The organism is Acinetobacter sp. CIP 101966, from assembly GCF_000369725.1.
GTDB lineage: Bacteria > Pseudomonadota > Gammaproteobacteria > Pseudomonadales > Moraxellaceae > Acinetobacter > Acinetobacter lwoffii_Q.
Window position 1 is genome coordinate 832,694 of record NZ_KB850160.1, and the last position, 13,078, is coordinate 845,771.

Below are 13,078 nucleotides of genomic sequence, written 5' to 3' on the forward strand. Positions count from 1 at the left end.
TTTATGAAATCTGAACGTGGCATGGGGTTTCTTGCCTTAATTTTTTCTATTATTGTCATTTCTATCTTTGTAGCATTTAGTATCTATTTGATTAGATTAGACAATATTGTACGCGACAAGTTTGAAGGTCAGCGCTGGGATATTCCGGCCAAGGTCTTCGCACGTCCGATGGAAGTGTACGTGAATGCCCCAGTCAGCCTGCAGGATTTCCAACAAGAATTAAAATTACTCGGTTATAAAAATTCGGATAGTTATACTAAATCAGGCAACTTTGTCACCACGGGTAATACCCTGTATGTGCATACACGCGGCTTTGATTTTGGTGACCGGGTTGAACCGGAACAAATATTGAAAGTCAGTTTCAGCGGTGAACAGATTGCAGAAGTCAGCGCAACCAAACCGTCTTCAAGCGGGATTGCGCGTTTAGAACCTTTATTAATTGGTGGGATTTATCCGCAGCATAACGAAGACCGTGTGCTGATCAAGCTAAATAAAGTGCCTAAGCCCTTGATCGAAGCGCTGATCGCGACCGAAGACCGTAAGTTCTATGAGCATCATGGGGTTTCACCGCGTGGTATTGCACGTGCCGTAGTCAGCAATATTACCGGTGGTAAACGTCAGGGTGGCTCAACCTTGACCCAGCAGCTGGTCAAAAATTTCTATTTAACCCCTGAGCGCACCTTAAAACGTAAAGTGAATGAAGCCTTTATGGCGATGCTGATTGAATTGCATTATGACAAGAATGAAATTCTAGAAGCTTATCTGAATGAGGTAAATCTCGGCCAGAATGGTAACTACTCCATTAATGGTTATGGTCTGGCATCGCAGTTTTATTTTGGCCTGCCACTGCGTGAACTGAATATTTCCCAGCAAGCATTTTTGGTGGGTTTAGTCCAAGGCCCGAGTCTATACAATCCATGGCGCAATCCTGAAAGTGCGAAAAAACGCCGTGATATCGTCCTGAATAATATGCTGGTGATGGGCTATCTGACTCAGGAACAATATGAAAAAGAAACCGCACGTCCGTTAAATGTCATTTCAAAACCGACTTTAGGCCCTGCCCGCTTCCCGGATTTTCTGGATATTGTACGTCGTCAATTACGCACAGATTATCAGGAAACCGATCTGACCAATCAGGGTCTGCGAATTTTCACTACTTTAGATCCTTTGGCCCAAACCAGAATTCAGGACAGCTTTAAAGAGACGGTGGCGCGTTTAAGCAAATCCAATCCGGGTCGCCTGAAAGATTTACAGGGTGCGGTATTGGTATCGCATCCGGAAAATGGTGAGCTGGTGGCCGCACTAGGTTCTACTCAAGATTTTACCGGCTTTAACCGTGCAGTCGATGCCAAGCGTCAAGTCGGTTCCCTATTAAAGCCTGTGATTTACCTGAGCGCACTAGAATCGAACCGTTATCACTGGGCGAGCCCGATTGAAGACAGTGAAATCAGCATTAAGAGTGATGGCAAAACCTGGACGCCGAAAAACTATAGTGGTCGCGGACATGGTGTCATTCCAATGTCACAAGCACTATCGCAATCCTATAACCTGTCTACTGTGCGTTTAGCACAAGAATTTGGCCTGTCTACCTTTATTAATCATCTGAAAAAATTTGGTGTAACTTCAGATATTCCATCTTATCCGTCGATTTACTTGGGTGCGGTAGATATGTCCCCGATGGAAGTGATGAACATTTACGGCAACTTTGCTACAGGCGGCTTTAAATATCCAACTAAAGCCATCCGCTCTGTGGTGGATGCCAACGGCCGCTCTCTGGATCGTTATAGCCTGAGTGTACAACCGACTATTGATCCTGCTTCCGCTTATGCCCTGAATTATGGCTTACAACAGGTCATGTCGAATGGTACAGGCCGTGCAGCCTATAACAGCTTGCCACGCAGTCTGAATCTTGCCGGTAAGTCCGGTACCACGAATGACAGCCGTGACTCATGGTTTGCCGGATATTCAGGTAATTATATGACCGTGGTCTGGCTCGGTCTGGATGACAATAAAGTCACTGGCTTGACCGGTTCATCGGGTGCCCTGCCCGTTTGGACCAATGTCATGAAACAGTTGCGCCAGAAACCGGTGAATCTGCCACAGCCGAATGAAATCGAATGGCATTGGCTAGATCGTCATACGGGTTTGTTGTCTGCACAAGGCTGTGAAGGCGCCATGTATATCCCGATTTCGCGTCATGCCCTGCCAAATCAGGCGACTGCCTGCGGCATCTCGCACTATGCGACGGAACCTTATGATATTGATTCAGAACCTGCGCCATCTGATGCTGAACAGGATGATATGAGTCGCTACATACAAGAAAGTGAAACAGAAATAGAACGCGATCTTGAGAGCGAAACCCGTATTATCGCCAGTGGAAGTTATAGCCATTAATTGAGTCTATGTTTATGTTAAGAAAAATCCTCCCTGGTTTGCTCATCCTCAGTCTGGTGGGCTGCCAAAGTATCTCTGAGCCAGAAAAGCCAGTTACCCCAGTCAAGCCTGCGACGGAAAAACCTAAGGCAAAAACGCCAGACAGCGTAGTGATTACGCCTTATGACCGTCCTGACATCAAACGTCAGAAAATTGTCATTCCTGAACAGAAGCCGAAAAGCCAAAAGTTTGATGATGGCCGTAATCTGCCGGCTTTCAAGAGTCTGATGCAGCAAACCCAGCAGGCCTATACCAAGCAGCAGTTCGCTCAAGCTGAAGCGTCTGCAACTCAGGCACAGCGACTGGCCCCTCAGGCACCGGAAACCTATTTATACTTGGGTATGATTGCTAACCGTAAAAATCAGCCAGCAAGCGCCGATGCTTTTGCCTTACGTGGCCTGAGTTATGCACAATCTAGTGCCATGAAAAAGCAGCTTTGGCAAGTGCGCCTTAAATCTGCTCAGTTGCGGAAAAATGCCAAAGCGATTCAGCAAGCTCAACAGGCATTGAAAAAGCTTTAAGATAATTTTCCATAGAAACTGACTTACCAATAGAAAATTTATTTTATAAATAAAGTGTTTAAATATAGCGAATGCCGGCAATGCCATAAGCGTGCTGGCTTTTTGCATACTCAAGCTCATCAGCCTTCATTCCACCCAAAGCAAAAACCGGAATCTGTACCTGCTCTGCCATTTGCTTGAATTGCTCCCAGCCTAGCGCAGGCGTGTCCGGATGCGTTGCGGTCGCCAGTACCGGACTCAGCAAGGCTGCTTCACAACCGATCTGTTCTGCATGCATTAAAGCACTCAGGTCATGACAGGCTGCCAGATAACGATAACCAGATTTCAATTCACCTTGTTTCAAGTCCATCAATTGAATCTGTTTTAGATGAATCGTACGAATCGTCTGCTGCTGCAATTCATTCAGTTGTGACCAAAGCTGCTGATTAATGATTAACTTGGAGAGTTGATCTACCGGATATTGCTGTAATTGCATGATCCGTTCAGGCGTTGCTTCCACGCGCCAATACAACATTTGATCTGTATCCAGACTTGATAAGATATCCAGATCCTCAGCAATCTTGATGCGCTGCGGCCATTGCAGCTTTTGAATCATGGACTGATTGGCTTTCGGGAAATTCAGCTGACCAGGTTCTTCCCGGCTATACCAACGCCAAGGCTGTTTGATTTCAGCCAGTTGAGTAGGCTGTACTGAAGCATGAAAAATATGCAAATTGACGATGAGATCTTCATATTCATGAGAAATAAAATCAGAAGCATGCCAGCGTTCGATATCAACCCCGACCTCTTCAATCACTTCGCGGCGGCAGGCTTCGACTGGTAATTCGCCCTGTTCAACTTTTCCGCCTGGAAATTCATATTTATTGCCCTGATGCTGCTTGGCCTCACGCCAGCCGACTAGAACCTGATTTTGATAAAATAAAAGCGCAATTGCGACATGAATTGTAGCTTTAGTCATGATGTACAGAACCGGTAAAGTTTTACAGATTGTAAGCAAATTAGAGTTTTTTATAAATTGCTCAATATTTCGTTGACAGATCTATTCGATAATGATTATCATTTAAATCAATCCAAAACACACCACGGAGTCGACGGAATGAACGCCCCATTTAGCCTATTCACCCGTAACAATGATACTCACCATGCCTTGCCAATGCTGCACTCCAACAATCTGTTTGCACTGGGTCGTGAAATCCGGATCATGCATGCCGGCGAAGAATACCGCTTGCGCCTGACCCGCAACAACCGTCTTATTCTGACCAAATAATTAAAACAATCTAAAATAACAAACGTGGGAAGCAGCAGTATGAATCAGCGCATACTGCTTTTTAATCTTCTAATCATGAGATTTTGCCATCAGGCTCAAAACTCAATGACACTTTAAGTCCACCCAAGTCCGACGGCGCATAGTCAATTTTAGCTGCATGCAGTGCCATAATTTTCTGGCAAATGGACAGGCCTAAACCCGAACCCTGAGTTCGCGTACCCAAAGCCCGATAAAAACGTTCACCTAAACGTTCCAGTACCTCATCAGCAATCCCCTCTCCTGAGTTTTCAATCAGTAACTGTATCTGATGCTGCTCAATAACTGTTCGGATCTCGACCTGTCCCTGTTGCGGCGTATAACGGATCGCATTGTCGACCAGATTGCGAATACAACTAAAAATCAGTTCTGGATTCGCTTCGATCACAGCATCCTCAAGTTTTAGATTCCAATGAATGTCTTTTTCTTCTGCAAAAGGCTGCAAGGCCTGCAAAGCCTCCTGAACCAGATTCTTAAGATTAATCGTTTGCGTTGCTAATTGCCCTGTTCGCTCCGGATCGAGTCGTGCCAGCAAGAGTAAATTTTCCAGCACCTGCGTACCGCGGTTGACATCATTTTGGATCAACTGTAATGCCTGAGGGAGCTGTGCATCATCTTGATATTTGCGTTTTAAAACCTGTAGCCGCATTTGAATCGCAGACAGTGGCGAACGCAGCTCATGTGAAGCATCTGCAGTAAAGCGCTGTTCAGCAGCCAGTGATTTCTCCAGCCGGCCGAGCATGGCATTCAGCTGACGAATGATCGGTTGCAGTTCAGTGATTTCAGGGTCAGGTGTTTTAATAGGACTCAGATCCTGAGCAGTCTTGGAACCAATCGCGCGGGAAATCTTGTTTAATGGCCGTAACTGGCGTCTGATCGCAACACGCAAAATCAGCCATTGCACTAGCCATAAGATGAATAAGATCCCGGCAAAGCCCAAGGTGGTTTGCCAGAGTTCATCGAAACGTACTGAAAGTGGCTGTACGATTTTGACCTGAAGGTCGTCATCTTCCGCAGTCAGAATACGGATAAAATGGCCATTTTCATAAGCAAACTGGAAGCCGTTGTTCTGTGCTTTTGGAATGGGATTAATTAATTCATCATCAATCGAAGTTGTCAGTACCTGCTGATCCAGCAACAAGGCATACTGGATATCGAACTGTTCACTGAGTTCATCGACCTGGGCGTCTTTGGCCTGGGTCACATCGCCAAGCAGCAACTCAGAAATCTGCTCCATTAATTCATCATGCAGCTGACTGGCTTGATAACTGGAAATTCCCAATAACAGCAGCCAGGCCAATATTCCAGCCAAGATGGAACTAAACAGTGCATGTTTGATCAGCCGGGTTTGCAGGGAAATAGCAGCCGACATGGGGTTAAGCCTCAGCCTTATGCATACGATAGCCCAAGCCACGAATGGTCTTGATCATCTGGCTGCCAATTTTTTTACGCAGCTGATAGATAAATACTTCAATGGCATTACTTTCAATTTCATCGCCCCAGGCGTACAGCGATTCTTCCAGCTGTTCACGGGTGACAATATGTTCAGGCTGCTGCATCAGCTTGTATAGAATTTGAAATTCCTTCGCAGTCAGATTCACAGCTTGACCTTCTTTAGTCAGGGTTTTGGCTTGAGTATCCAGACTGAGATCCTGCCAGAGCAGGATATGATTCGGTGTTTGCTGCTTCTGTCTGAGCTGGGCACGTACCCGGGCCGAAAGTTCTTCCAGACTAAAAGGTTTGACCAGATAATCATTCGCGCCTAAATCCAGACCTTCAACCCGGTCATCAATACTGTCTTTGGCCGTAATAAAAATCACCGGCGTATCTTGCTGTTGGCTGCGCAAACTTTTCAAAATCTCGTCTCCAGTGGCATTCGGCAGGCCGCGATCCAGCAAAATGCAGTCATATTGATGCTGTTCAATCGCCAGGATCGCATGATCACCGCGCTCTACCCGATCAATCACATAACCATCCATTTCCAGCCAGGTCTGGATACTGTCTGCCTGAGACTGATCATCTTCTGCCAAAAGAATACGCATATTCTGCTCCGTTTGCTTCCTTGTTCTATCTTGCCCTGAAAAAGCAGCAGACTCAAAAAAACCACATGCTTTTTGGTAACTTGCATGTGGTTTTTTGTTGCTATGTTCAAACTGATTTCAGCAAATCAGGCGATATTAGAAGCGAACCTGATCAACCTCAATTTCAACACGTTTTGCCGGTTTATAATCAATGTCGATTTCACCTGTGATGATTACCGGTGTTTTGGCTGAAATCGGTTTGCCTTGCCAAAGTTCGTCATCAATCTCAACCGTAATGGTGCCTGTACTGTCGCGGAACTGGTATTTTTCATCACCGACTGCTTTCACGACATAACCTTTGAGCTGAACTTTGCTGTCATCTTTCATGGCCAGTGCCTGTTTGACTGTAGTCGATTTAGCAAAAGCGGCCTGATTCACAGCCGTGTCACTACTTGCTATCGTAGCTGTCGCGATAGAACCCATCAATGCAGCTGCCAAAACCGTATTTATCATCATTTTCATCGCAGTTACCTCTTTAAAGTCTTGCCTTGTTTCGATGATGCTATTAAAACAGCCAAACATGAATTGAATCTTAAGATTGCTTCATTTTCAAAATTAATTTAAGGGCACCACTCTCAGGACTTCTTCAAGCGTGGTCACACCTTCCAGAATCTTGCGCGCCCCGGCAATTCTGAGCGGCTCTACGCCTTCTTTTTTCGCCTGCTGACGCAGCTGGTTCAGGTTAGCATCCGCACCAATCAACTGTTTGGTGGTCAGACTCAGTGGCATAAACTCATAAATCCCGATACGGCCTTTATAGCCGGTATGCCGACATTCTTCACAGCCTACCGCCTTAAAGACAAATTCCGGTCGCGGCAAAGGATAATCGGCTGCCAGATGCTGCCACTCCTGCTCGTTCAGGAAACTTTCCTGTTTGCAGTGTGGACACAGCTTACGAACCAAACGTTGAGCCAGAACACCCAAGATGGTTGCTGCTGTCAAAAATGGCTGTACGCCTAAATCATGCAGACGGGTCAGACTCGACGGCGCATCATTGGTATGTAAAGTCGATAGAACCAGGTGACCGGTCAATGCTGCCTGAATCGCCATATTGGCAGTGTCCTGATCACGAATTTCTCCAACCATGATAATGTCCGGGTCCTGACGCATTAGTGCGCGCACGCCGTCAGCAAAACCGAGATCAATACCATTATTGACCTGCATCTGGTTAAAGCTAGGTTCCAGCATCTCGATCGGATCTTCAATCGTGCAGACGTTGACCTGTTCAGTCGCCAGCTGCTTCAGAGTTGAATAAAGCGTAGTAGTTTTACCGGAACCGGTCGGACCGGTCACCAGAATAATGCCATGACTATGACTGGTCAGATTGTTCCAGTCGTTGAGCAGATGACCTTCAAAACCGAGTTGCTGAAAACTTCTCACCAGCACTTCCGGATCGAAAATACGCATTACCAGTTTTTCACCAAAAGCTGTCGGTAAGGTCGACAGGCGCAGTTCAGTTTCCTGTCCTTTGGGCGTGCGGGTTTTCAGTCGGCCATCCTGTGGCTTACGTTTTTCCGCCACGTTCATTCGGCCCAGAATCTTGATTCGGGAAATGACGGCGGTCAATGTATTGGCCGGCATATTGTAAATCGTATGCAGCACCCCATCAATCCGGAAACGGATCTTGCCGGTGTCTTTACGTGGTTCCATGTGAATATCACTGGCACCTTGTTCAAAGGCAAATTGCAGCACCCAGTCCACCAGTTTGACAATATGCTGGTCATTGGCATCCGGATTCTGTGAATCACCCAATTGCAGCAAGGCTTCGACGCCCTTATTTTCCCGGTCATAGGCAGAGGATTTTTGTGAACCACTGACTGCACGACTGACCTGATAATATTCAGTAATATAACGTTGTAATTGTTCTGGATTCAGTAATACCCGTTGTATTTTTTTCGGGGAAATATTTTGCTCGAGATTCGACACCCATTCGGTTTTATAAGGCTGATCCGTGGCGATCAGAACTTTGTCTGCCTGAATTTCTACTGCCAAAATATGGTTGCGCAGTGCATATTCCTGCGACATGACATGGGTCAATGCCTGTACATCAGCTTTAAGCGGATCAATAATATAGAACATCAATCCGGTTTTTTCTGCCAGCCACTGACATAAACGGTTCAGGGTCAAAGTCGTTTGGGGATGGGACTGATCGACCAGATTAAAATTGGCAATCCACTGTAAAGGGTGCCATTTTAATTGTTCACGTTGCCGATGAGTGGTTTGTACCAGCATTCGGTCGCGTTCACTGATTTTACCGTCTTTAAAGAGTTGGTCTAGACACCATGCCGTATCCATTTCAAAGTCAAATTTCATTATTATCAGTCCCCAAACTTGCCTCCACTATAACAAGTTTTTGCAGTTTTTCGCATGCTCCCCACCTTTTGAATGTACGTTTCTATTTCAATCTCAAAAAGAAAGTAAAGAATGGATTTGATCGTTACCGCAACATTTTTAATCTATGCAAACCTGATCTCATCACATATATTTTTAAATAATCAACTCTTAGCTTGCTGAGGTCACAGATGGATCTGACTGCGGTTCCCCTGCATGCGCATTCTTTTCATGAACTGCTCACGATACTCACCTCGGCATTGGGCTGCGGCCTATTGATTGGTCTGGAGCGGGAACGACATAAACAACGTGAGCAGCAACCGAGTTTTGCCGGCTTACGTTCCTTTGCAATCTGTGCTTTATTGGGTGCACTGTGTTTCCTGTTTGGAATCGTGATTGCTGTAATAGGTGCTTTGATCGTGGGTGGTATGGTCATTTTATCCATCAAAAATCAGCCTGATGATCCGGGCATTACCACAGAGCTTGCATTTGTGATGACCTATTTTGTTGGCGCCATGTGTTTGTGGAATATTCCTCTGGCAGCCGGTCTTTCTGTGCTCTTAACCGGTATTTTGATGGCCAAACATACCATGCACAATATTGCCGGAAAATGGATTAAAGAAGCCGAATTTAGGGATGGACTATTATTACTGGCCTTAATTTTGATTGGTCTGCCGCTGACCCCTGACCGGCCTTTTTGGGGCGAAGTGCTTAATCCTTATCTTATTCTCAAATTACTGACCTTAATTTTAGTGGTACAAGCTCTGGCTCATATTGCGAAACGCTTTTTCTCGACTAAAAATGCCCTGATGCTGTCCTCCATCGCTTCCGGTTTTGTTTCCAGTACGGCGACCATCGCTCAGTTGGGCTTACAGGTCCGTAAAGGTGAAATGGATGCACGATCGAATGCCGGTGCCGCGCTGATGTCCTGTATCTCGACTATTGTGTTGCTATTGATTGTGATCGGGGGCGTATCCTGGAGCTGGCTTAAAATCCTGCTCTTGCCCTCTTTAGTTGCCGTAATCCTTCTGGCAGCCTGTGCATTTTTATTATTGCGCAAGGCAAAACCTGCGCCGAGCATGGAATCGTCAGACAGCCAGATGTTCAGCTTAAAAGAAGCTGTGATTATTGCAGTCACATTAACATTGATTCAGGCTGGAGTTTACGGACTGGAGGTCTGGCTCGGGGATGCCGGCTTACTGGCCGGGACCTTGCTCGCCTCTTTATTCGAGATTCATGCCGCGATGGCCAGTGTCGTCGTTCAAGGCGATCCTTCAAATATGCGTCTGATTTATGCCCTGCTTTTAGGTCTGGGTGCTCATGCCCTGGCCAAGTCAGCCAATGCAGCTTTGACCGGTGGCTGGAAGTTTGTCCTTTATTTTGCGCCTGTGCAGATTTTGCATATGGCAGTGTTGATTGGGGTTTTGTGGTGGAACCTATAATCTAGGAAGGAATATGCTGGATAGCAACAATTAGCACTTGCTGAGCATGAATTTTGAAATGGATATCAACATTTGCAAACTTCATCCCATATACCCGTTCTTCATCTTCCTGATATGCAGGTCTTGGATCTAAAGATAAGACAGCTTCCAGTTCCTGAATAGTCTGCACAGAAATTTTTCCATTTCCTAGTAATTGTTGCTTTTGCTGCTCCGCTTCATCGCTCCAAATGACGGTTTTACGTGGTGGTTCATCCTGTGCATAACCGCTTTGTGCTTCAATGATGGCATCCGAATATTGAATATAAGGTTTGATATCCATAATTGGCGTGCCATCGAGCAAGTCACTCCCTGTCACATACACTCGAACATGTTTGCTCACTTTTCTCACTTCTTTGAGTTTGACCACAGATAAACCAATCGGTGATGGACGATACATGCTGCGCGTAGCAAACACGCCTATTTTCTTGTTACCACCCAAACGCGGCGGACGCACTTGTGGACGAAACTGGCTGTTGTGCTGGTTTTTATTGTCATGAAATTGCCAGACCAGCCACAAATGACTGAATTCTTCAATTCCCTCAAAGGCGAGCAGGTCATTATAGGACCCGACCATTTCAATATAGCTTTCGACCTGAACCAGATTCGGCTGACGAGGAATACCAAATTTTTCTTTATAGGGAGAACGCATATAACCAATAATCGGCAGCGTCAGTTCAGTCATCATCACTTTTTTTGATAAGCTCAATTAAATATATTCAGTTTATCGAGAATGAATTTAGATTAGAATAGCAAGCTGTTCTAATTTGATAATTTATTGAGACCTTTAATGGCTGCTTTTAACGTCGAAAAGATTACTCACGTCCACCACTGGAATGATACTTTATTCTCTTTTAAAACGACTCGTGACACTGCTTTGCGTTTTAAAAACGGTCAGTTTGTAATGATCGGCCTTGAAGTCAATGGCAAGCCGTTAATGCGCGCATATTCAATTGCAAGCGCCAACTACGAAGAAGAGTTAGAATTTTTCTCAATTAAAGTGCCTGATGGTCCACTGACTTCGATTTTACAGAAAGTCAAAGTCGGTGATGACATTTTGGTTTCTAAAAAGCCGACAGGTACATTGGTACTTGATGACTTGAACCCAGGTAAAAATCTTTACCTTCTTTCTTCTGGTACTGGTCTTGCACCGTTCCTGTCGACTATTCGCGATCCTGAAACTTATGAGCGTTTTGAAAAAATCATCGTAGTTCACGGTACCCGTTTCATTTCAGAACTGGCTTATCAAGATTTGATCCTGAATGAAGTGCCAAATCATGAATTCTTCTCTGAACTCGGCGCGAAAGAAAAATTGGTATATTACCCAACCGTCACCCGTGAAGAATATCCAAACCAAGGTCGTGTAACCACCGCGATTGAAACCGGTGAACTGTTTGAAAAAATCGGTCTGCCACGTTTCAACCCGGAAACTGACCGTGCCATGTTATGCGGTAGCCCTGCATTCCTAGATGACGTTGCTGCGCTTCTTGATCAACACGGTCTGAAAGAATCTCCGAAAATGGGCGTTTTAGGCGATTACGTGATTGAACGTGCATTCGTTGAAAAATAAGATTTTCTAAACTAAAAAACCGGACTTAAAAGTCCGGTTTTTTATTGGAACCATCACTAAATAATTAACGATCGCGACCTTCCTGGTTTGCAGAACCTGAACAGCCTGCGCCACCTGCAATGATGAAACCCGTTTGCGCTTTACATGAACCAATCATACGGCCATGAGAGTCAAATGTAGTTACTGACGATGCACAGCCCGTCAATACAACAGTCGCTACAAGTGCAATAAGTGCTGATAATTTCATGATATTCCCCTTTATTATTTACGGTTTTAAATTAATCTGATTTTGGCTTGGTGGCGTTGGTAATAGGCCTGTATTCGCATCTGGCGTATTGTAATTCACACCTAAGGCATCGCCTGAACCACTACAATGTGCACTTGCGGTCGAAAGTAGGCCACGCGTCGCCATACATGAACCGATGATTTTTCCTGTTGCATCATAAGTCACGACTTTGGAACTACAAGCGGCTAGCCCCGATATTGCCAATATTGAAAAAATTTTAATTAAATTCACATTAACCCTCGCACGATGCAAAAAACTAAATTATTAAAATTTATGTATATTTTCTGAATTTCGCCAGAGATTCTAATTTAATTTGTTTATTTGTAAAGCTTTATTTTTCAAATATTATAAAAATGGAAATAAATAAAAAGCTGCCCTGCAGGACAGCTTTAAATATAAAAATTAGCTGGATTTATGTTTAAGTGATCTTTCTTCCAGAGACTGCTTAATCACTTGATAACCTGATGTGATGCCGAGTGTAGCGATAATTACAGCCACAATAATATCCGGCCAAAGACTGCCTGTACCAAATACGCCTACGGCTGCCAAAATGACCGCAAAGTTGCCAATTGCATCATTACGGCTACAGAGCCAGACCGACCGCATATTGGAATCACCTTCACGAAAAGCATAAAGAATTGCTGCTGTAAATACATTCGCCACTAAGGCTAGGATGCCAATCAGGCCCATTGTCAGTGCTTCAGGTGGAATGCCTTGCAGATAGGCGTAAATCACTTTGCCAATCACTACCAGACCAAACAATGCCATGGTCATCCCCTTTACCAAAGCGACTGTTGCCCGCCAATACAGACTCGCACCAAGTACAGCCAAAGAAATCCCGTAATTGACGGCATCACCAAAGAAATCTAGCGCGTCTGCCCACAAGGCTGATGAATGTGCATATGCACCACCGATCAGCTCCACTACAAATAAAGTGAAGTTTACCAGCAAGGCAATCCATAGCGCTGCTCTAAATTTGCTGTTGGGCTTGATGGGTGCCGGTTCAGGACTACAACTACAGGCCATATAACTCCCCCGATGATTTTTTATCCAAAATACGATAAATTGATTAGAA

At 45.0% G+C, this 13,078-nt stretch carries 14 protein-coding genes; 5 read left to right on the forward strand and 9 right to left on the reverse strand.

The features are described from left to right. Positions 1 to 3 precede the first annotated feature (3 nt). Positions 4 to 2,394, forward strand: coding sequence for a penicillin-binding protein 1B (mrcB, locus tag F891_RS10085; RefSeq protein ID WP_005103605.1), 2,391 nt, complete (start codon positions 4 to 6; stop codon positions 2,392 to 2,394). A 14-nt stretch (positions 2,395 to 2,408) separates the two neighbouring features. Further along, positions 2,409 to 2,954 (forward strand): hypothetical protein, encoded by a 546-nt coding sequence (locus tag F891_RS10090; RefSeq protein WP_005103606.1) that lies wholly within the window; start codon positions 2,409 to 2,411, stop codon positions 2,952 to 2,954. Positions 2,955 to 3,012: 58 nt separating this feature from the next. On the opposite strand, the gene F891_RS10095 is transcribed toward F891_RS10090, so the two are convergent. Then, positions 3,013 to 3,912 (reverse strand): NUDIX domain-containing protein, encoded by a 900-nt coding sequence (locus tag F891_RS10095; RefSeq protein ID WP_005103610.1) that lies wholly within the window; start codon positions 3,910 to 3,912, stop codon positions 3,013 to 3,015. 138 nt (positions 3,913 to 4,050) lie between these two features. Between F891_RS10095 and hemP the strand changes: the two genes are divergently transcribed. Continuing rightward, complete coding sequence (gene hemP / locus F891_RS10100; protein WP_004645578.1) at positions 4,051 to 4,221, forward strand: hemin uptake protein HemP; 171 nt, start codon at positions 4,051 to 4,053, stop codon at positions 4,219 to 4,221. 73 nt (positions 4,222 to 4,294) lie between these two features. Here the strand turns inward: hemP and F891_RS10105 are convergent, their stop codons facing one another. The 4 genes from F891_RS10105 to F891_RS10120 form a co-directional block, all read right to left on the reverse strand. After that, positions 4,295 to 5,629, reverse strand: coding sequence for a sensor histidine kinase (locus F891_RS10105; RefSeq protein WP_005263428.1), 1,335 nt, complete (start codon positions 5,627 to 5,629; stop codon positions 4,295 to 4,297). Between the two features lie 4 nt (positions 5,630 to 5,633). Continuing rightward, positions 5,634 to 6,299: a response regulator transcription factor gene (locus F891_RS10110; protein WP_005263430.1), complete on the reverse strand. Its 666-nt coding sequence runs from the start codon at positions 6,297 to 6,299 to the stop codon at positions 5,634 to 5,636. A 135-nt stretch (positions 6,300 to 6,434) separates the two neighbouring features. Then, entirely contained in the window at positions 6,435 to 6,800 is a 366-nt protein-coding gene (locus F891_RS10115) for a NirD/YgiW/YdeI family stress tolerance protein (protein WP_004645581.1), read from the reverse strand. Positions 6,801 to 6,893: 93 nt separating this feature from the next. Next, positions 6,894 to 8,651 carry a type IV pilus assembly ATPase TfpB gene (locus F891_RS10120; protein WP_004279001.1) on the reverse strand — a complete coding sequence of 586 codons (1,758 nt, stop codon included), beginning with the start codon at positions 8,649 to 8,651 and terminating at the stop codon, positions 6,894 to 6,896. A gap of 209 nt (positions 8,652 to 8,860) precedes the next feature. On the opposite strand from F891_RS10120, the gene F891_RS10125 reads away from it, so the two are divergent. Beyond that, positions 8,861 to 10,111, forward strand: a complete 1,251-nt coding sequence (locus F891_RS10125; RefSeq protein ID WP_005103613.1) for an MgtC/SapB family protein — start codon at positions 8,861 to 8,863, stop codon at positions 10,109 to 10,111. Position 10,112: 1 nt separating this feature from the next. Here F891_RS10125 and tsaA read toward each other — a convergent pair whose 3' ends face one another. After that, positions 10,113 to 10,832 (reverse strand): tRNA (N6-threonylcarbamoyladenosine(37)-N6)-methyltransferase TrmO, encoded by a 720-nt coding sequence (gene tsaA / locus F891_RS10130; protein WP_004731629.1) that lies wholly within the window; start codon positions 10,830 to 10,832, stop codon positions 10,113 to 10,115. 105 nt (positions 10,833 to 10,937) lie between these two features. Here tsaA and F891_RS10135 point away from each other — a divergent pair, with 105 nt between their 5' ends. Next, the gene (locus F891_RS10135; protein WP_004279005.1) at positions 10,938 to 11,717 is read left to right on the forward strand and encodes a ferredoxin--NADP reductase; all 780 of its coding nucleotides are present in this window, start codon (positions 10,938 to 10,940) and stop codon (positions 11,715 to 11,717) included. A 64-nt stretch (positions 11,718 to 11,781) separates the two neighbouring features. On the opposite strand, the gene F891_RS10140 is transcribed toward F891_RS10135, so the two are convergent. The 3 genes from F891_RS10140 to F891_RS10150 all read right to left on the reverse strand — a co-directional run bounded on the left by F891_RS10140 (position 11,782) and on the right by F891_RS10150 (position 13,029). After that, complete coding sequence (locus F891_RS10140; protein WP_004279008.1) at positions 11,782 to 11,964, reverse strand: YgdI/YgdR family lipoprotein; 183 nt, start codon at positions 11,962 to 11,964, stop codon at positions 11,782 to 11,784. A gap of 18 nt (positions 11,965 to 11,982) precedes the next feature. Continuing rightward, complete coding sequence (locus F891_RS10145; RefSeq protein ID WP_004279009.1) at positions 11,983 to 12,234, reverse strand: hypothetical protein; 252 nt, start codon at positions 12,232 to 12,234, stop codon at positions 11,983 to 11,985. A gap of 171 nt (positions 12,235 to 12,405) precedes the next feature. Beyond that, a complete protein-coding gene (locus F891_RS10150; protein ID WP_004279010.1) occupies positions 12,406 to 13,029 on the reverse strand; it encodes a cation efflux transmembrane domain-containing protein in 624 nt (207 codons plus the stop codon). Between the last annotated feature and the right edge of the window lie 49 nt (positions 13,030 to 13,078).